Source organism: Kribbella sp. C-35 (assembly GCF_046549195.1).
In the GTDB taxonomy this organism is placed as follows: domain Bacteria; phylum Actinomycetota; class Actinomycetes; order Propionibacteriales; family Kribbellaceae; genus Kribbella.
The window spans coordinates 350,121-369,055 of record NZ_JAJPWG010000005.1 but is presented as its reverse complement, the minus strand read 5'-3'; the positions used below and the strand labels follow the sequence as shown (position 1 = coordinate 369,055).

20 protein-coding genes are annotated in these 18,935 nt (G+C 68.7%); 15 read left to right on the top strand and 5 right to left on the bottom strand.

What is annotated here, in order from left to right; genetic code table 11:
• Positions 1-5: 5 nt before the first annotated feature.
• Both ACLJOO_RS32160 and ACLJOO_RS32155 read right to left on the bottom strand, forming a co-directional pair.
• Entirely contained in the window at positions 6-1,733 is a 1,728-nt protein-coding gene (locus ACLJOO_RS32160; protein ID WP_410791341.1) for a DUF4832 domain-containing protein, read from the bottom strand.
• 62 nt (positions 1,734-1,795) lie between these two features.
• On the bottom strand, positions 1,796-2,941 hold the full coding sequence (locus ACLJOO_RS32155; protein ID WP_410791339.1) for an ROK family protein: 1,146 nt from the start codon (positions 2,939-2,941) through the stop codon (positions 1,796-1,798).
• 180 nt (positions 2,942-3,121) lie between these two features.
• On the opposite strand from ACLJOO_RS32155, the gene ACLJOO_RS32150 reads away from it, so the two are divergent.
• A complete protein-coding gene (locus ACLJOO_RS32150) occupies positions 3,122-4,102 on the top strand; it encodes a Gfo/Idh/MocA family protein (RefSeq protein ID WP_410791338.1) in 981 nt (326 codons plus the stop codon).
• A gap of 12 nt (positions 4,103-4,114) precedes the next feature.
• Entirely contained in the window at positions 4,115-5,107 is a 993-nt protein-coding gene (locus ACLJOO_RS32145) for a Gfo/Idh/MocA family protein (RefSeq protein ID WP_410791337.1), read from the top strand.
• Here ACLJOO_RS32145 and ACLJOO_RS32140 read toward each other — a convergent pair.
• Entirely contained in the window at positions 5,104-6,006 is a 903-nt protein-coding gene (locus ACLJOO_RS32140; protein ID WP_410791336.1) for an SDR family oxidoreductase, read from the bottom strand. The genes ACLJOO_RS32145 and ACLJOO_RS32140 overlap by 4 nt on opposite strands.
• An 87-nt stretch (positions 6,007-6,093) precedes the next feature.
• Here ACLJOO_RS32140 and ACLJOO_RS32135 point away from each other — a divergent pair, with 87 nt between their 5' ends.
• The 7 genes from ACLJOO_RS32135 (at position 6,094) to ACLJOO_RS32105 (ending at position 10,710) form a co-directional block, all read left to right on the top strand.
• Positions 6,094-6,657 carry a TetR/AcrR family transcriptional regulator gene (locus ACLJOO_RS32135; protein WP_410791335.1) on the top strand — a complete coding sequence of 188 codons (564 nt, stop codon included), beginning with the start codon at positions 6,094-6,096 and terminating at the stop codon, positions 6,655-6,657.
• Positions 6,658-6,725: 68 nt separating this feature from the next.
• Positions 6,726-7,481, top strand: coding sequence for an SDR family oxidoreductase (locus ACLJOO_RS32130; RefSeq protein WP_410791334.1), 756 nt, complete (start codon positions 6,726-6,728; stop codon positions 7,479-7,481).
• Positions 7,478-7,702, top strand: coding sequence for a hypothetical protein (locus ACLJOO_RS32125; RefSeq protein ID WP_410791332.1), 225 nt, complete (start codon positions 7,478-7,480; stop codon positions 7,700-7,702). The genes ACLJOO_RS32130 and ACLJOO_RS32125 overlap by 4 nt, the downstream gene beginning before the upstream one ends.
• A complete protein-coding gene (locus tag ACLJOO_RS32120; RefSeq protein ID WP_410791331.1) occupies positions 7,695-8,564 on the top strand; it encodes an RNA polymerase sigma-70 factor in 870 nt (289 codons plus the stop codon). Before ACLJOO_RS32125 ends, ACLJOO_RS32120 begins: the two co-directional genes overlap by 8 nt.
• Positions 8,561-8,944 carry a hypothetical protein gene (locus ACLJOO_RS32115; protein ID WP_410791330.1) on the top strand — a complete coding sequence of 128 codons (384 nt, stop codon included), beginning with the start codon at positions 8,561-8,563 and terminating at the stop codon, positions 8,942-8,944. Before ACLJOO_RS32120 ends, ACLJOO_RS32115 begins: the two co-directional genes overlap by 4 nt.
• Before the next feature lie 45 nt (positions 8,945-8,989).
• The gene (locus ACLJOO_RS32110; RefSeq protein WP_410791328.1) at positions 8,990-10,051 is read left to right on the top strand and encodes an LLM class flavin-dependent oxidoreductase; all 1,062 of its coding nucleotides are present in this window, start codon (positions 8,990-8,992) and stop codon (positions 10,049-10,051) included.
• A complete protein-coding gene (locus ACLJOO_RS32105; protein WP_410791327.1) occupies positions 10,048-10,710 on the top strand; it encodes an NADPH-dependent F420 reductase in 663 nt (220 codons plus the stop codon). The genes ACLJOO_RS32110 and ACLJOO_RS32105 overlap by 4 nt, the downstream gene beginning before the upstream one ends.
• On the opposite strand, the gene ACLJOO_RS32100 is transcribed toward ACLJOO_RS32105, so the two are convergent.
• A complete protein-coding gene (locus tag ACLJOO_RS32100) occupies positions 10,639-11,544 on the bottom strand; it encodes an EamA family transporter (RefSeq protein ID WP_410791325.1) in 906 nt (301 codons plus the stop codon). The genes ACLJOO_RS32105 and ACLJOO_RS32100 overlap by 72 nt on opposite strands.
• A 72-nt stretch (positions 11,545-11,616) precedes the next feature.
• Between ACLJOO_RS32100 and ACLJOO_RS32095 the strand changes: the two genes are divergently transcribed.
• The 6 genes from ACLJOO_RS32095 to ACLJOO_RS32070 all read left to right on the top strand — a co-directional run bounded on the left by ACLJOO_RS32095 (position 11,617) and on the right by ACLJOO_RS32070 (position 17,059).
• Positions 11,617-12,525 (top strand): LysR family transcriptional regulator, encoded by a 909-nt coding sequence (locus tag ACLJOO_RS32095; protein WP_410791324.1) that lies wholly within the window; start codon positions 11,617-11,619, stop codon positions 12,523-12,525.
• A gap of 108 nt (positions 12,526-12,633) precedes the next feature.
• Positions 12,634-12,981 carry a hypothetical protein gene (locus tag ACLJOO_RS32090; protein WP_410791323.1) on the top strand — a complete coding sequence of 116 codons (348 nt, stop codon included), beginning with the start codon at positions 12,634-12,636 and terminating at the stop codon, positions 12,979-12,981.
• A 14-nt stretch (positions 12,982-12,995) separates the two neighbouring features.
• Complete coding sequence (locus ACLJOO_RS32085; RefSeq protein ID WP_410791322.1) at positions 12,996-13,382, top strand: hypothetical protein; 387 nt, start codon at positions 12,996-12,998, stop codon at positions 13,380-13,382.
• A 62-nt stretch (positions 13,383-13,444) separates the two neighbouring features.
• Positions 13,445-15,172, top strand: coding sequence for a hypothetical protein (locus ACLJOO_RS32080; RefSeq protein ID WP_410791321.1), 1,728 nt, complete (start codon positions 13,445-13,447; stop codon positions 15,170-15,172).
• A gap of 9 nt (positions 15,173-15,181) precedes the next feature.
• On the top strand, positions 15,182-16,279 hold the full coding sequence (locus ACLJOO_RS32075; RefSeq protein ID WP_410791320.1) for a hypothetical protein: 1,098 nt from the start codon (positions 15,182-15,184) through the stop codon (positions 16,277-16,279).
• A gap of 36 nt (positions 16,280-16,315) precedes the next feature.
• Positions 16,316-17,059 carry a hypothetical protein gene (locus tag ACLJOO_RS32070; RefSeq protein WP_410791319.1) on the top strand — a complete coding sequence of 248 codons (744 nt, stop codon included), beginning with the start codon at positions 16,316-16,318 and terminating at the stop codon, positions 17,057-17,059.
• A 32-nt stretch (positions 17,060-17,091) separates the two neighbouring features.
• Here ACLJOO_RS32070 and ACLJOO_RS32065 read toward each other — a convergent pair whose 3' ends face one another.
• Entirely contained in the window at positions 17,092-18,822 is a 1,731-nt protein-coding gene (locus ACLJOO_RS32065) for an L-aspartate oxidase (RefSeq protein WP_410791317.1), read from the bottom strand.
• Positions 18,823-18,935 lie beyond the last annotated feature (113 nt).

Below are 18,935 nucleotides of genomic sequence, written 5' to 3'. Positions count from 1 at the left end.
ACCTCCTAGCTGACAGTGAGTGTGTGCAGGAGCGAGTTCATCCCGGTCGCCGCGTCCCACGTTCCTTGGTTCGCGAGGCGGATCGAGTACTCGGGGCGAGTGGACAGGAGCGGATCCGGCAGGTTGAGCAGCAGGGCGTACGAGCCGGCCGGAAGACTGCTGGGCACGGTGAGGTTCTGCGACACCGTGGTCGATGTACCCGCGGTCCAGCGGCGTGCGTCGGAGGAGATCGGGAGCTTGTAGGTGGCGCCGGTCGAGGTGTTCCGCAGGACCAGCTCGAGGTTGCGCGGGTTGAACGGCGTCGCGTAGCCGTCGTTGTGGGCGGTGAAGCTGATCGGCAGGCTGCCGCCGGGGGAGGCGGTGGCCGGGTAGGTGCCGGACTCCAGGCGGAAGCGGTAGCCGAGGTTCTTGGTGACGTCGGCCAAGCAGGCGCTCCACGAGTTGAGGACGTCCTGGTTGTAGTCCCTGTTGAGGAACGACCAGTGGAACTGCGCGAGTTCGGCGGTCGCGGTCGGGCACTCGGAGCGCGGCGCGTTCACAGCGCAGGTCTCGCCGCCCATCGCGACGTACGTCGTCTCGGCCTGCAGGTACGGGTACTCGACGGACGGGTTCTCGTACGTGCCGAAGTCGTCAGCGCTGGCGAGGAAGCAGTCGTTGTGGTGACCGATCCTGGACAGGCTCGATCCGTTGTAGGCATCGCCGGGCTGGACCGGGGTGGTGGAGTACATGGTCCGCTTGAACTTCGGCGTACGGAGCTGAATCATCCGGGTCGAGGGCACGACACTCAGCAGCTTGTCGGTGACCGCCTTGCGGTTCGCCCAGTCGGTGGCGGAGACGACGCCGGCGTTGCCGAAGTTCTGCGTGTAGTACCACTCACCCCAGGCGCCGATCAGACCGGTCTGAACGACGGCGATCACGTCCTGGCCAGCAGCGAGGTACGGCGCCAACTGGTCGAGATGCGCCAGTACGCGGTCCTTGGTGGCGTCGTCGCCTGTTGTGGACGTGGTGTAGGCGAGGCGGAGCATCATCTTGAGGCCCGCCGCGCGGACCGTGGCGAGCTGCTGCTGCAGCTGGTCGAGAGCGGCCTGGGCGATCGGGCCGTTCTTGTACTCGGCCAGGTAGAAGACGCACATCACCAGCGAGATGCCCTGGCTGGTGCGGTAACTCTGCAGGGTGGACTGGGAGAAGTCGGCTTTGTCGCAGTCACCGGTGTGGTGGTAGAAGCCGCGCTCGGGGTTGGCGAAGTTCTCGGTCGACGGGGAGTAGGTCACGTCGCCGCTGCTGCCGCCGGTGTAGGTCTGCGTGTACTTCGTGGACGTCTCGAGCGGGGCCTCCGCTTGGAAGATCAGGTCGGCGTCGTTCGGGGTGGCTGTCTCGCCGAGGTCGGCTCGGTCGACCGTCCATTGCGCGACGCCGCCGGTGTTGGTGAACGTGACGGAGCGGACGAGCGTCCAGCTCCAGCCGGTGCCGGTGTGCTGGTAGAGGCTGCCGTTCTCAAGCAGGTAGTCGGCGCCGGTGCCGGCTTGGGCGAACCCGGTGGAGGGGTTGCGGTCGGTGTCGACGTACACGCGGAGGAACTGCGGGGCGCCGGTGTAGGCGAAGCGGTAGGTGACGGTCGTGGCGGTGTTGGTCGCGGTGGCGCCGCTGATCGTCGCGCTGGCGGGGGAGACCAGCAGCGTGGCGAGCAGGGCGACGGCAGTGGCAAATGTGGTCAACAGTCGGTACGGACCCATCACGAAGCTTCCTCTCGCTGGGCGGGGCGATGGGGATAATCATGGAGTCCAGGAAAATTATGTCAAGGTCTGAGCCCGGTCGTGATGGTCGATTCCACCTCGTCGAGCGCCAGCCGGACGGCACCGAGCGCGACACCTTCGTCGGCGAACGCGGACACCCGGATCTCCGGAGTCCGCAAACACCACCGATCCAACTCCCGCCGCAACGGCTCCACCATCACGTCGGCCGACCGCGAAAACCCACCCCCAATCACCACCAGTTGCGGATCCAACGTCAGCACCAAAGCAGAAGCCCCCACCGCAAGATCCTGCACGTAGGCCCGAACCGCCGCCAGCGCCTCCCGATCACCCGCCCGAGCCGCCACAAACACCCGCTCGAACCCGTCCGCTCCGCTTGCGTCGAGCCAGTCGTGGAGGTGTGCGGGGGCTTGTTGCCAGCCGGCGGCGGGTAAGGCGCCTATTTCGCCGGACCAGTTGGCGAAGCCGCGGTGGAGTTTGCCGTCGATGATCAGGCCGGCGCCGGTGCGCAGGCCGGCGAGGAGGAACACGACGTCCTTCGCGTAGCGCGCGACTCCTCGCCAGGTTTCCGCCAGCGCTGCTAGCTTGCAGTCGTTCTCGACGCGGACCGGTCCCGGCACAAGCCGCCGTACATGAGCACCCAGGTCGACCCCGGTCCACTCCGGCAGCGAGTCGGACAACATCACCTTCCCGGTCCCGTCGACGAGCCCGGTCGTCGCGACACCCGTCGCCCAGATCTGCCCATCCGAACCTCCACCCGCCGCCCGCGACGAGGTCCCGGCCAGTGCCCTCGCCACGCAGCGGTCGAGCGCCGCGAGCCGCTGTCGGCGGCCGGCTTCCGGGTCGATCTCGAGCCGCGCCTGGCTGATCACCTCGCCGTCCAGGTCGGTCACGAGTGCGAGTGCCTTGTGCCCGCCGATGTCGATCCCGAGCAGCCGCCCGGCCCCGGCGTTGAACCGGTACCGCCTGGCCGGCCGTCCGACCGACCCGGACGCCGGCGCCACCTCGGTCAGCCAACCGCGCCCGAGCAGGTCCCGCGCCACGTCCTCCGTCGAAGCGCGCGACAGCCGTGTCCGCTTCGACAGCTCGGTGAGCGTCAGCGGCTGATCGCCGCGCAACTCCCGCAGTACGGCGGCCGCGTTGAGCTGGCGCAACCGCGAGAGATCCCCGCCGGCCGGCTGCTCACTCATCGCGACCCTCCACCTATTTCCTGGACTCCTGGATAACTATAAGCATCCCGATTGCGCGTGGGTCTCACCGTGTGAACGGGCGCGCCGGAAGTCTGTTGCGCTCTCCTGACAACGTTGTACCGTGATCTGCCGACGGTCGATCAGAAACGTTTCCGAAGGTTTCCACTGAGGAGGACCAGCGTGTCCAACCCGCTGAAGATCGCGACGCTCAGCTTCTGGCATGTCCATGCCGGCGACTACTCCAGACAGGCCCAGGAACACCCCGGGACGGACCTGGTGGCCGTCTGGGACGACGATGCGGAGCGCGGCCGGGCCGGCGCCGACCAGTTCGGCGTGGAGTTCACCGGCGACCTTGACGCACTGCTCGCCCGGGACGACCTGGACGGCGTGGTGATCACGACGCCGACCGACGTCCACCGGGACATCATGGTCAAGGCCGCGCAGGCCGGAAAGCACATCTACACAGAGAAAGTGCTCGCTCCGACGGTCGCGGAGGCCGAGGAGATCGTGGCCGCCACCGACGCGGCCGGCGTGAAGCTGACGGTCTCGCTGCCGCGGCTCGCGCACGGCTACACGACCGCGATCCAGGAGGTGCTCGAGAAGGGTTCGCTCGGCCAGTTGACGTACGGCCGGGTCCGGCTCTCGCACGACGGCGCGATCCCGCGCGACGGCAACGAAGGCTGGCTCCCGCAGCGATTCTTCGAGCCGAAGGCCGCGATCGGCGGGGCGCTCACCGATCTCGGCTGCCACCCGGTGTACCTGATCCAGCTCTTCCTCGGCGCGACGCCGGAGACCGTGAGTGCGACGTACCGCTCGGTCGCCGGCCGCGGACTGGAAGACAACGCTGTCGTGGTGGCCGGGTACGGCGATCAGAAGATCGGGGTGATCGAGGCGGGGTTCGCGAGCAGCAACCCGTTCACGATCGAACTGTTCGGGACCGAGGGCACGCTCACGTACACCGACGCCGGCAACCTGCTGACCGTGAACGGCGAGCAGTTGCCGGTTCCCGAGCACTCGCCGGATCCGTTCGCGCAGTGGGTGGATCACATCACCAACGGCACGCGTGCGGACGAGAACATCGAGCGCGCGGTCGAGCTGACCCGCCTCGTGGTCGCGGCGAACGCGGCGGCCGAGTCCAACCGAGTGATCTCCTACAGCTGAGAGGACGTCCCGATGATCAAGGTCGGTCTGATCGGCGCCGGGGGAATCGCTTCGGCGCACATCAAGGGTTATACGCAGCACGCTGACCGGATCGGCGTCACCGCGGTCGCGGACGCTGTGGAGGACACGGCCAAGAAGCGCGGCGAGGAGCTGAGCGCCACGGCGTACACGGATTTCCGCGAGATGCTCGCCGACGAGGAGCTGGACGCGGTCGACATCTGTCTGCCGCACCACCTGCACCGGGACGCGATCGTCGCGGCCGCCGAGGCAGGTAAGCACATCCTGTGCGAGAAGCCGCTGTGCCTGTCCGCCGAGGAGGCAGCGGATGTTCGCAAGGCGGTGATCGAGAACGGCGTGACGCTGATGTGCGCGCACAACCAGTTGTTCATGCCGGCGGTCGCGAAGGCCCGGGAGCTGCTGCAGGCCGGGACGATCGGCACGGTGTACGAGGTGCGGACGACGGACAGCTTCTACAACGACTTCGACCCGAGCTCGATGGGCTGGCGGGCGAGCAGCAAGACAAGTGGGGGTGGCGAGCTCATCGACACCGGGTACCACCCCACCTATCTGATGCTGCACCTCGCCGGCGGGCTGCCGGTCGAGGCGACCGCGATGCTCTCCACTCACCGGTTGAAGTTCATGGAGGGCGAGGACTCCGCGCAGGTTCTGATCAGGTTCGACAACGGAGTCGTCGGCCAGTTGGTGACCAGCTGGGCGTACGAGCCGGCCGCCGGCACCGAGCGGTTCTCGGCCGTCGGCGAGCTCGGCTCACTGACCAGCGACGGTACGACGCTGTCCTACCGTCTCCGGTCGGGTGAGACCGAGACCTTCGAGTTCGAGCCGGTCGACACATTCGTCGCCGAGATCGGCCACTTCGCGGACTCGCTCTCCGGCAAGACACGCCCGCTGCACACCGAGGAGGAAGGTATCGCGGTCCTCGGCATCCTGCTGGCGGCGTACGAAGGCTCGAAGTCCAAGGTCGTCGCGCCGGTCCTGAAGGTCTAGAAGTAGAAGCCCGCCTCCAGGTCGGCCAGCAGGTTCGGGTGAGTGGGCTGCCAGTTGAGCAGCTCACTCGTCCGGGTCGCGGACGTCGGGATGTCGAGCACAGCGAAGCGCGCCAGGAAGCCGAGGTACTGCGGCGCCTCGTCGAGCGTGACGGAGCGCGTCGGGAGGTCGAGCCCACGCCCGATGGCCTCGGCGATCGTGCGGAACTCGAGGCCCTCGTCCTGGATCGCGTGCAGCCGGCTGCCCGCGGGAGCAGACTCGAGCGCCAGGCGGTAGAGCCGGGCGGCGTCGAGGGTGTGCACCGCGGACCAGCGGTTCGTCCCGTCGCCGACGTACGCCGCGAAGCCGTTCTGCCGGGCGAACGCGATCTGTGCCGGTGCGAAGCCGTGGTGGTCGAGGCGGCTGTGGGTGATCGGCGGGAGGCGGAGGATCGAGGAGCGGACGCCCTTCGCGGCCAGGTCGACGACGTAGTTCTCGGCATCGATGCGGTAGCCGCCGTTCGGGTCGTAGTCGTCCTCGGTCGCCACCCGGCCCTGGATCACGCCGGCGAGCATGCCGGTGCCCGACGTACTCACGAGGGGCTTGTCGGTGCCGGCGAGAGCGTCGCCGATGGTTTGCAGGGCGGCGATATCGGACTCCGCCGCACCGGCCAGATCGCCGGCCTGCATGGCGTCGTGCCGGAAGGCGAGGTGTACGACGCCGTCCGCGGCGGCTGCTGCCGCGCGGAGCCGGTCGAGGTCGTGCAGGTCGCCGCGGACGGCCTCGGCGCCCCAGTCCGTGAGCCGCTTCGCCGACTCGTCGGAGCGGGCCAGGCCGAGGACCTGGTGACCGTTGTGCAGGAGCTCCGGGACCAACGCCGAGCCGACGTGTCCGGATGCTCCGGTGATGAAGACGCGCATGAATGAGCCCTTCCAGTGATGTCATTGACTGACATCACCGATGCTACACCCTGATGTCACTCGATGACATCGGCTAGGATCGACGGCATGGGACGGTGGGAGCCGGACGCGGCCGGGCGGCTGCGGGAGGCCGCGATGGCGCTGTACGCCGAGCGCGGGTACGACGGCACGACCGTCGCCGAGATCGCCGACCGGGCCGGGGTCACCGCGCGGACCTTCTTCCGGCACTTCGCGGACAAGCGCGAGGTGCTGTTCGCCGGGTCCGAGCAACTCGAGCGGCACATGGTCGAGGCCCTCGCCGCGGCGCCGGCCGACGCGTCCCCGATGGAGGCGGTGACCGCGGCGGTCCTCGCCACGGCCGAGTTCTTCGACGACATCCGCCGGGACTACTCCCGCCGGCGCGCCGCCGTGATCACGTCGACGCCGGAGCTGCGCGAGCGCGAGCTGATCAAGATGGCCACGTTGACGACGGCGCTCACCGACGGCCTGCTCGAACGCGGCGTCGCCCCGGATGTCGCAGCCTTGGCGGCCGAGACCGGTGTCGCGGTGTTCCGGGTGTCCTTCGAACGCTGGATCGCTGCACCGGACGACGTACCGATCGCGGACGTCATCCAGGCAACTCTGAAAAACCTCTCCGCACTCACCGCCTGACTGTCACAGGCCGGGTGGGTGCCTTGTCTTATCTGGTGACAGGTCAAGACAAGCGAAGGGGTTCTGCGATGAAGATCGTCGTGATCGGCGGCACCGGACTGATCGGTACGAAGCTGGCGGCGTTGCTCACCGGGCACGGGCACGAGGTGGTGCCGGCCGCGCCGAGCACCGGCGTCAACACGATCACCGGCGAAGGGCTGGCGGACGTGCTGAAGGGCGCCGACGTCGTCGTCGACGTGGCCAACTCGCCGTCGTTCGAGGCCGGGCCGGTGATGGAGTTCTTCAAGACCTCGACCGGGAACCTGCTGCAGGCCGAGGACGAGGCCGGGGTCCGGCACCACGTCGGTATCTCGATCGTCGGCACCGAGCGGATGCCGGACAACCACTACTTCGCGGCGAAGATCGCCCAGGAGGAACTGATCAAGGCGTCCGGACTCCCGTACTCGCTGGTGCATGCGACCCAGTTCTTCGAGTTCGTGGCCGCGATCGCCGACGAGGGCACCTGGGACGACGGCAAGGTGCACATCGCGCCGGTCGCCTGGCAGCCGATCGCTGCCGAGGACGTCGCCAAGAACCTCGCCCGGACCGCGGTCGGCGAGCCGCTGAACGCGCGGTTCGACATCGCCGGGCCGGACGAGTTCCGGATGGACGAGTTCTTCCGCAAGGCGCTCGCCGGACGCGGTGACAACCGTGAGGTGGTCGCCGACGAGCACGCGCGGTACTACGGCTCCGAGCTCACCGAGCGCAGCCTGGTCCCGGTCGGCGAAGCCACCCTCGGCGAGCTGCACTACGACGAGTGGTACGCCGCGCAGGCGGGTCGATGACCATGGGCAAGGACGATCCGTTCCTGCGCGAACTCGACGCCGAGGTCGAGGCGGACATCGAGCTGAACGCGGCGGGTACGCCGCCGGCGGACGCGCCGCCCAGCGAGTGGCTGCTCGATCCGTTCGAGGTTCAGGCGGAGACGGCCGACCTGAACAGCTTGCACAGCGCGATCGAGGCGCTGGAGACGGATTCGGGGACGTATCCTCCCGTTGATGACTGACGAGCTTGATGACGCGGTCGCGGTCTTCGACGAGGTGCGGCCTCGGCTGATGGGGATCGCGTACCGGATGCTGGGCAGCCACACCGAGGCCGAGGACCTCGTCCAGGAGGTGTGGCTGCGCTGGCAGGCCGCGGACCGCAGCGCGGTTCAGAGCCCGGTGGCGTATCTGTCGACGGCGGTGACCAGGCTCGCGATCAACGCGAGCCAGTCCGCGCGTGCCCGCCGGGAGACGTACATCGGGCCGTGGCTGCCCGAGCCGGTCGACACCAGCGCCGACCCGTACCTCGGCGCCGAGCGCGGGGAGGCGCTGAGCTTCGCGGTCCTCCTCGTGCTCGAACGGCTGTCGCCCACCGAGCGGGCGGCGTACATCCTGCGGGAGGCCTTCGACTACCCGTACGACGAGTTGGCCGCGATGCTGCAGTCGACCGAGCCGGCGGTGCGCCAGCTCGTCAGCCGTGCGCGCAAGCGGATCCAGGCGGAACGCCGTACCGAGGTCAGCGGGAGCCAGCAGAAGACGTTGCTCTCGGCATTCATCACGGCCGCGCGGTCGGGTGACCTCGGTGCGTTGGAGCAGCTGCTGGCGAAGGACGCGATCAGCTACTCCGACGGCAACGGTGCGCGGCAGGTGTCGAAGTTCCCGGTGGTCGGGCAGCAGCGGGTGGCGAAGTTCTACCGGGCGTTCCACGAGCGCTTCTGGATCGGCGTCGAGGTGGAGTTCGGTACGGCGAACGGCCGCGCGGTCGCGATGCTGCGGCGCGACGGCGGCGATGTGTTCGCGGTCTGCACCGTGACCGCGTCGGACGACGGGATCGACGAGGTGCTGTGGCAGATGAACCCGGCCAAGCTCACCGCGATCGCTTGAAGCGGGAGGTTGAGGTGTTCGAGCGGGGCGATCATGCCGTCGTCCACCGCTTCGCGACGGCCTGCCGGGCGGGCAGCACGGGCGGGATCCGGAGCCTGCTCGCGGCGGAGGTGGTCGCCGTCAGCGACGGCGGCGGCCAGGTGGCGGCGGAGCTCCAGCCGGTCCACGGGCCCACGCAGGTCGCCCGGTGCCTGACTGACCTGCTGCGCCCGGAGCTGGCGTTGACGGTCGAGGCGGTGAACGGCCAGCCGGGCGTCGTACTGCGGGACGCCGGACGCGTCGTCGCGGTCGTCAGCCTGCGGGTGACCAGTGCGAAGGTGGCCGCCGTCTGGATCGTGTTGAACCCGGACAAGCTCCGGCACTGGCGCTCCCGGGAATGAACCCCGCTCGGTCTGGTGTTGACGTGTCAACCTAGACTTGTTGTAGTGAGCGGACAGGAGAGTGCGGACATGGCCGAGTTGGCCTTCGGGTTGGACACGTTCGGGGACATCCCGGTGGACGACACCGGCGCGCCCGTGACGGCAGCGGCGGCGATCCGGCAGGTGGTGGACGAGGCCGTCCTGGCCGACCAGATCGGCGTGGACGCGATCGCGCTCGGCGAGCATCACCGGCCGGAGTTCTCGATCTCGTCCCCGGAGACGGTGCTGGCCGGGATCGCGACCAAGACCTCGAACATCAAGCTCGGGTCGGGCGTGACGGTGCTGAGCTCGGACGACCCGGTGCGGGTGTTCCAGCGGTTCTCGACCGTGGACGCGCTGTCGAACGGGCGCGCCGAGGTGATCCTCGGGCGCGGATCGTTCACCGAGTCGTTCCCGCTGTTCGGGTACGACCTGGCCGACTACGACGTACTGTTCGAGGAGAAGCTGCAGCTGTTCGTGCAGTTGCTCGACGAGAAGCCGGTCACCTGGGAAGGCACCGTGCGCGCGGCGCTGGACAACATCGAGGTCTACCCGAAGACCGAGTCCGGCCGGCTGCAGACGTGGGTCGGGGTCGGCGGGTCGCCGCAGTCCGTGGTGCGTACGGCGTACTACGGGTTGCCGCTGATGCTCGCGATCATCGGCGGGTCGCCGGAGCGGTTCGCGCCGTACATCGATCTGTACAAGCGGGCGGCGCAGCAGTTCGGGACCGTCGCGCATCCGGTCGGGATGCACTCGCCGGGGTTCGTCGCGGAGACCGACGAGCAGGCGAAGGAGATCTACTACGCGCCGTACAAGGTGATGCGCGACCGGATCGGGGCGTTGCGCGGCTGGCCGCCGCTGAAGCGCGAGGAGTTCGAGTCCGAGGTGCTGCACGGGTCCATGTACGTCGGTTCGCCGGAGACGGTGGCCCGCCGGATCGCGGCTGCGGTGCAGGCGCTCGGGGTGGAGCGGTTCGACCTGATCTACTCGGGTGGTCCGCTGCCTGTGAGTGCGCGGCTGAAGGCGGTCGAGCTGTACGGCACGAAGGTGATTCCCTTGGTGCGCGAGATCCTGGCGGAGTCCAAGTGACGACGATCGCGATCCTGGGGGCCGGGAAGGTCGGGACGGTGCTGGCGCGGCTGGCGGTCGCGGCCGGGTACCGCGTGCTGATCGCGGGTTCTGGTGACGTCTCGAAGATCGCGCTGATCGTCGAGGTCGTCACGCCCGGCGCGGTGGCCACGACCGCGGCCGAAGCAGTCGCTGAGGCCGATGTGGTGATCCTGGCGCTGCCGCTGGGCAAGCACCGCACTGTCCCGGTCGAGGCCCTGCGCGGCAAGTTGGTCGTCGACGCGATGAACTACTGGTGGGAGGTCGACGGTATCCGCGACGATCTCACCGATCCGCGGACGTCGTCCTCGGAGATCGTCCAGCGGTTCCTCCCGGAGTCGCGCTTGGTCAAGGCCTTCAACCACATGGGCTACCACGACCTCGACGAAGGCGCCCACCTGTCTCCTCGCAAGGCCATTGCCGTCGCCGGTGAGCCGGCCGACGTGGAGGAAGTTGCGAAGATCGTCGACGCGTTCGGCTTCGAGCCGGTCATCGCCGGACCGCTTGCCGAGGGCAAGCGTCTCGAACCGGGCACCGAGCCGTTCGGCGCGAACGTGGACGCTGAGGAGCTACGCGCGATGCTCGCACGCTTCCCGGACACCGTCCGCGGGCAGGAGATCGAGCGGTCCCGCGCCTCCTAGATGGGCGCGGCGGCTTGCGGCCTTCTCTGCGCCGATGCCGGCGGCGATCACGCCCGCGATGCCGAACGCCTGGAGCAGCGTGGGGGACTGGCCGAGCAGTAGCCACCCGATCAGCAGGGCCAGCGCCGGTTCGAGGCTCATCAACGTGCCGAAGACACCGGCATCCAGGCGGCGCAGCGCCAGGTACTCGAGGCTGAACGGGATCACCGGCAACAAAAGCGCCAGACCGAAGCCGATGACAACCAACTCCCAGGTCATCACCGGGATCGTGGCAGGGCCGGCGACAGCGGTCGCCACGACCGCGGCGACCGGGAGCGAGACGCCCATCCCCTGCAGGCCGGTGACGTTGCTACCCACGTGCTGCGTGAGGACGATGTACGCCGCCCAGCACGCGGCGGCACCGAGCGCGAAGAGTACGCCGGGACCGTCGACCGACCCGTGCCACGGCTGCGTCAGGAGCAGTACGCCGGCGAACGCCAACGCCGGCCAGATGAGTCGCCCGCGGCTCCGCAGTACGGCGACCGACAGCGGACCGAGGAACTCGAGCGCGCTCGCCGTACCGAGTGGCAGGCGCGCCGCGGCGGCCATGAACAGCAACGTCACACCCGCGGTCGCGACGCCGAGACCGACCGCGGCCAGGAACGCGTTGCGATCGAACGAGCTCGGCCGCGGGCGAAACAGCACGAGCACGATCAGACCCGCGCACACCAGCCGCAGCCAGGCGGCGCCCTCCGGCCCGACCCGGTCGAACAGCCCGACCGAAGCGGCCAGTCCCAGCTGGACCATCGTCATCGACAGGACCGCGAAGGCGATCCCGTTCTCCCGTGTGCGCATGGTGTCCAGTGAAGCTGGCGAATCCGTTCGCGTCCACGTGAGAATCCTGGACGAATCGTTCATGATCAATGAATGGATGTACGCCGTCTCGAACTCCTGCTCGCCCTGTCCCGGCTCGGCTCGATGCATGCCGTCTCGGAGGTCCTCGGCGTCACCACCTCCACCGTCTCGCAGCAGATCGCCGCGCTCGCCAAAGAGGTGGGCACACCGCTGCTGGAACCTGACGGCCGCCGCGTCCGGCTCACCCCCGCGGGCCGTCGGCTCGCCGGTCACGCCGTACAGATCCTGGCAGCCCACGAGGCGGCCCGCGCCGACCTCGACCCGTCGGCCGAACCCGCCGGGACCGTCCGCGTCGCCGGCTTCCACACCGCGATCCGCGACACGCTGCTACCCGTCGTCCACCAGCTTCGGCAGGAGTGTCCCGCCGTCCGGCTGGAGATCCAGGAACAGGAACCACCCGAAGCGTTGGCCCTGCTCGAGCGCGACCAGGTAGATCTCGCACTCACGTACGACTACAACCTAGCTCCCGCGGCCCTCGACCCGTCCCTCGAAGCGACCCCGCTGTGGGAATCGAGCTGGAGTCTGGCCGTCCCGTCCCGCTCCCGCCGCGTTCGCGGTACGGCGGTGGACGTCATCGCAGCGTTCGCCGCCAGCGACTGGATCGTCAACTCCCGCCACCTCGCCGACGAACACGTCGTCCGCACCATCGCCGCCCTGGCCGGCTTCGAACCCCGCATCACCCAACGCGCCGACAGCCTCCAACTCGTCCAGGAAATGATCACCGCCGGCCTCGGCGTCGGCCTGATGCCCGCCACCTACCCGAAGACCACCGGCATCTCACTACGCCGCCTACGCGCCCCCGAACCCCGCATGCGCGCCTACGCCCTCATCCGCCGCGGACGCACCAGCTGGCCGGCGCCGGCGCTGGTCCTCGACCTGCTGACGAAGCGACGCGAACGACTAACGAAAACAGCGCGGTAATTCGGCAGAAACAACCGCTGCGCGCGGAGGCTTTCCGTGATCGTCACTGTGCGCTACGCTCCACCAATTGGAACACCGGGGAGGGGTGTTCCAAGGGGGAGTTTTGTGATGTCTGATGTTGTGAACGATGCTGCGCAGGTTCTGGTGCCACTGCTGGCAGCCGGAGCGAATGCCGCAGTGGAAGAAGCCTCGAAAGCAGCAGGAAAGCAATTCGCCGGCGCGGCCGGAAAGATCCTCGGACGCATACAGAAGTACCTGCACCGGCCGGATCCGGGCCACCCGGACGTGGTGGCTGCTTTGGAAGCAGGCGTTGACGACGGGGTGATCCGACTCGATGAGCTCCGGGAACTCGTGCAGCTGTCCAGGGGGCGAGTCGGGCCCACGAACGTCACCGTGTACGGCAAGGCCAACGTCGTCAACGACGCCAACTTCAACGCGCCGGTCATCTTCGAGTAGCAGGCTCGGCACGGATGACGGAGGAACCGGGGGCCTCCGCGGGTGACGAACGCCTGGATGGCGGTCAGCAGCCCGCAGAGGCAGTAAAACAAGGGGATACGGCCACACCCGAACCGGAGAAGCCGGCGGGTGAACAGGCCGGGAAGACGGCTCAGGGAGAGTCGTCAAAGGTGCCTGAGGAGAAGAAAGCGCCGGCGAAGGTGCAGTCGGACGAGTCCGAGGACACGGCCACACCGACGCAGCCTGTCGACGCCGGGGTCCGGGCCAAGAACGCCCTGATCAACCCGCAGTTCTACGGCTCGGTGTCGTTCCAAGACGGTTCCGGAAAGCTGCAGTTGTCGGCAACCGAACCGGGATTGCCGTCGAGCTCGCCGCAAGGCATGTCGAGTCGGGAACGCTGACCGCGCTGCGCGACGCATTGTCCGCGGGCGCTGCGGTCGTTGCCGTCTGCGGCAGTTCCGGGATGGGAAAGCGATCCGCCTGCCTGGTTGCGCTGGAACGCGCCGGAATGACGCCGATCCTGCAATTGCCGAGCGGCCTCGGGTTCGAGGATCTGGTCGCTTCAATCGAGCAATTGAAAAGCAAGCACGAAAACGCCTGCTTCCTGCTCGCGAATGCTCCGGTGTCGTTCGTGGAGGCGCTGAACGAGTTCCAGCTCGAGATGCTGCAGGAGAAGCTGGGCGGCTCCGGGCGGCTGCTGATCACGACCCAGGGGACGCCGTCGAAGACCAACCGGGCCTTGCCCGTCGTCCAGGCGTCGGAGGTACCGAAGTTCGCGCTCGTCGCCGCCTACTTCGAACTGCACCCGGCCGACGAGGAGACCGTACGCCGGATCAGGCAGGTCGCCGGTGCGCAGACCGGGACAGTCTCGTTCGCCGTCATGGACACGATGGTCGCCAAGCTGCAGGCGGACCCGGAGGTGTCCGACGAGGATCTTCAACGGGTCCTGCCCGGGGTGGTCACGACGGCGGCGCTCGACACCTGGTTCGAGACGGAGCGGTCGGCGCGCGAGGTTGCCGCACTCGCGTGTGTGGCGACCTGCGACGGTGCACCGCGGACCGATCTGGACGAACAGATCGACATCCTCGAAGCCAAGCTGCTCGGGGACGATGCGACGCCGGGCTTTCGCCGGACCACCGCCGCCGCGCTGGCTGCGGGCCTGGTGACGACGACAACCCAGCCGGTGGAGTCCCGGTACGGCGGGATCCACGACGAGACCGTCTATGTGCTCGAGGCGCGTCTCGAACACGTGCAGGTGCTGGAGTATTTGTGGAACAACGAAGGCTCCGGCTTCCGGAAGGGTTTCCTGGACTGGCTCACGACGCTGGCCGGCCGGCCGTCCGAGTTGTGGGCCGGCGCCGTCAAGGCCGCCGGCGTGCTGCTGACGATCGACCCGCGGTACGTGGAGTCGACGCTCATCGGTCCGTGGGCGATGGGGGACGGCTACTGGCCGTCGGTGGCGGCTGCGCAGGCTCTTGGGGTGCCGACGATCTTGGACCTCCCCAGCGATATCGGCCTGCGACTCGCCGATGCCTGGATCGACAGCGGGCAATTCGATCTCAGATTCTGCGCGATCATCGCGTACGGCGATCTGCTCGGAGCCTGGGACGTCGAGTCCGAGGCGCCGATCCGGCTCTGGCTGGAGACGTTCGCGGGCGACCATCTCGCGACTGTCGCGGCCCGGCGGCTCGGAATGCTCTGTGCGGCCGGCGACGACGCTCGGCTGGTCCGGCTGGCAGTGCTGAACCTGCTGGCCGAGGTCGCCTCCGGTCGATGGCCGGGCTCCAGGCGCGAGATGCGCCAGTCGATGTGGGTCTTCGGGTACGCCGTTCACGCGCTGACGACCAAGGACGAGAACGCAGCCGACTCGCTCCGGTCGCTCCTGGGCGGCCAGGAAGCGGAGGCGATGGGCGCCTTCGTCGAGTTGCTCGCGCGCACCTGGTCGGCGCCGTACGCCCGCTGGGCCACCGAGAAGACCGTTCGGGATCTGGTCCGTGCGGTGGAGGAGCAGCGGATCGACCGGCGCGTGCTGACCGAGTTGATTCGGGCCGCGAAGGACGCGGCCAGGAAGTTCGGCACTCTCGCCGAACTGGGCGCAGGCCTGCGTCGCGCGCTGGCCCTGGAACGCCGTGACAACCCCGACGGCGTGATCGCACGCCGGCTGCTGGACCAGTTCTTTCCGACTTCGTGAGGTGACCGCATGACGCAGACCCAGATCAACCGGCCGCTGGTCGTACGCAGCGGCACGTTCGAACCCGACCGGCGGCGGTTCAAGTTCCGCCGGCTCCGGCTGGAGTTGCCCGACTTGGAGCACGGTCAGCAGTTGATCCTGCTCGATGCCGGCGGACAGGCCACGATCGCTTCCGGAGCGACGGCCGGCGAGCGCGCGTTCGCCGGCTACGTCTCGTGGGTGATCGTCGACGCCGGGGGACGGGACCTCCAACTCGACTACGCCGATGTGTTCAGTACGTCGTACGCGCGCTACATCGTGACGGTCAACGTGCATGTCGACGTCGACGTGGACGCCACGTTCGGCCGCCGGCTCGCGCTGAACGGGATCACCTCGCTCGAGGACCAGTTCCGGCCGACCTTGTCGGCGCTGCTGAAGCGCACTCTGCGGAATCAGGAGTTCCCGACCGAGAACCTGGCCGATCCGGTCCTCTACCTGCGCAAGCTGGCGGAGGATCTGCTGAACGACGAGTTGGTCGGGAGGGATCTGACCGACCTCCCGCCGTGGCTCACCGTGACCGTTCGCGACGTCGTCGTTCGCGACGACGACGCGGCGGCTACCCACCTGGTCGAGCTGCGGCAGGCCCGGACTGCCAAGCAGTTGACGGTGGCCAGGGGTGTCGACAAGCTCGCCGGTCTCGAGCTGACGCTCAAGCAGCGGGAGCTGCTGCAGCAGGCGATCGGCGACAACCTGAAGTCGGCCGGCGGGGCGGCGATGGAAGCGGTGCTGATGGATCCTTCCGCGCAGAACATCCAGATGGCCATAGCGACACTCCAGAACTCCGAGGCGGGCGAGCAGAACATGTTCCTCGAGTTCATCAAGCGACTCGAGAGCGGCGATCTCGCGGCCGATCCGAACAGTGCGGCCAAGGGCGTCGGGACCTTCATGGATGCCCAGCGGCACCGCGACGTGATCCCCGCGGTCAGTGCGATCGAGTCGGCCGGCGAGAAGACGCCGGACCCGCAGGTGGAGAGCGCTGCAACGGATCGTCCGCGGCCGGCGCACCGCGCGGAGACGGCGGAGGACGATGAGCGGCCTGGTGACTCCGACTTCGGCCAAGGCGGGTGATCGGTGATGGTTGTCCTCGGATCACCGTTGGGATGGTTGCTGGACAGTCTGTCGTTCCTGCCGCTCTGGGTTCGGCCGTGGGCGTTGAGCTTGCTGGTTCTGGTGCTGGTCTGGCTGCTCTTCTTCCGCTCCGGCCCGAAGCGGCTCGCGGTGCTGGGCCTGCGGCTGGTGCTGCTGCTGGGAGTCGTCGTACTGACGATCCCGCTCGCGGTCGAGTACACGAACACCCGGCGGCGGCGAGCGGCAGGTAAAGCGCCAGGGCAGGCCGGGGCGGCGGTGAGTGAGGTCGCGGAGGCGGTCTCGCTCAACCTGGCCGGCGCGGACCGGCGGCTGGCGAAGACGGAGTACCCGAACAAGAGCTGGCCGCGGAAGACGATGGCCTTGCTGGCCGGTGCCGGCGTCCTGTCCTGGATCATCTTCGCGGCCTCACCTGCGTTGGCGGCTCCGACTGCGGTCGGCGGGAAGGCGTACGGGTGGTACCGGAACTTCGAGCACTGGGCCGGCGCCGGCAGCACGCGCATCGCCGTACCGGACAAGGAAGCGGTGCCGACGCTGGTCGGGCGGAAGTCGGACGTGATCCTGAGCACCTCGCCCGCGCATCACGGCGAGATCGCGAGGGTGAGCCCGGTCGGCCAGGAGAAGCGGGCCGTTCAGCTCCTGCTCGACCGGAGCGGCAACGCGGTCATTCACGTCACCAGAGCGAACGCCGCGACGTACGTGCGCGGAGGCGTCTACCTGGTCCAGGCGAAAAACCTCCGCGTGCTCGTCAGGCTTCAGTAACTCCCGGATGATCTGCGCGTGAGCGGTGAACCTCACTCGACCAATTTGCCGTCGGTTGCGACGTCGCGCATCAGGTGTCGCAGGTTGTCGGGGATTGGCGGGATCGGTTCCTTGTCGATCGCGTCCGGTCCCGACCAGACGAGGTTGACCTGCAGCGATTCGTCGAGCTCCGGGTAGTCCGAGCGGTTGTGGCAGCCCCGCGTCTCCCGCCGTACCAAGGCCGCATCGAGGGTCGCCCGCGCGGCCAGCGCCGACGCCTTCAGGTCGAAGGCGTGGGCCAGGTCCTGGAAGCCGGCGATGTCCGGATGTACGCCGACCTGCGTGATCCGCTCCTCCACCTGGGACAGCTCCGCGATCCCGGCCCGCAGTCCGTCCTCGTCGCGGACGACGCCGGCCCGCGCCGTCATCGTGTCGCGCAGCGCGCGCTGCAGGGCGCGGACGTTCTCCGGGCCGTCGTTCGTCAGCAGTTGGTCGATCTCCGCGCGCGCCTCGGCGACGGCGTCGGCCGAACGCACCTGGGCCTGCCGGCCGATCGAGTACTTCGCGGCTTCCTCGGCGACGATCCGGCCGAACACCAGCAGCTCGATCAGCGAGTTGCCGCCGAGCCGGTTCGCGCCGTGCAGCCCGCTCGCGGCCTCGCCGATCGCCCACAGCCCGTCGACGCCGGTGGAGTGGTCCTCGGGACGGACCCAGACGCCGCCCATCGAGTAGTGCGCGGTCGGCGCGATCTCGATCGGCTGCTTGGTGATGTCGAGCATCTGCAGTTCGAGCAGCGTCTGGTACACCCGCGGCAGCCGCCGCATGATCGTCTCGCGGGGGAGATGCGACACGTCGAGCCAGACGCCGCCGTTCTGGGTCCCGCGGCCTTCCTTGATCTCCGTGTACTCCGCGAGCGCGACCCGGTCCCGCGTGGACAGCTCCATCCGCTCGGCGTCGTACCGGGCCATGAACCGCTCGCCGAGGGCGTTGCGCAGCTGGCCGCCCTCGCCGCGGGCCGCCTCGGAGACGAGCGTGCCGGCCGCGTTCTCGGGCTCGATCAGCCCGGACGGGTGGAACTGGACGAGCTCGGGGTCGCGGAGCTTCCCGCCCGCGAGGACCGCGAGCCGGAACGCGTCACCGGTGTTCTCGTCGCGGCGGGACGACGTACGGCGCCAGATCCGGGTGTGACCGCCCGCGGCGAGGATCACCGCGTCGGCGTGGATCACGTACCGCCGGCCGGTCGTCAGGTCGAAACCGTAGGCGCCGAAGACCGCGTTGTCCTTCACCAGGATCCGGGTCACGTAGACGGTGTCCAGGATCGGTACGCCGAGCTGGACCGCCCGGTTGATCAACGTGCGCTGGATCTCCAGGCCGGTGTAGTCGCCGGCGAACGCGGTCCGGCGGTAGGTGTGCGCGCCGAAGAACCGCTGCGAGATCCGCCCGTCGGCCTCGCGCGCGAACGGCATCCCCCAGCGTTCGAGGTCCTCGATCCCGCGCGCGGCCCCCTGGGCGACGATCTGCACGGTGACCGGGTTCGCGAGCAGGTAGCTCTCCTGGAGCGTGTCGGCCGCGTGCTGCTGCCAGGTGTCCTGGGCGTCCATGGTGCCGAGCGCCGCGTTGATGCCGCCGGCCGCCAGCGAGGTGTGCGCGTCGGACCGCGGTCGCTTGCCGAGGGCAAGAACTTCGACCCCTTGCTCGGCCAGCTCGATCGCGGCCCGAAGCCCGGCACCACCGGTCCCGATCACCAGAACCGAGGTGGCGATCTGCTGCTCGGCGATGCTCATCTGTTCTCCTTCGCGAGTGTTGGGGTGGACTCATCAATCAGGACACCGCAGAGTGGCCTGGTGTGACTGTCTTCCCGGTCACACCCTGGCTGTCTGTTAGGTCTCTTGCCTCT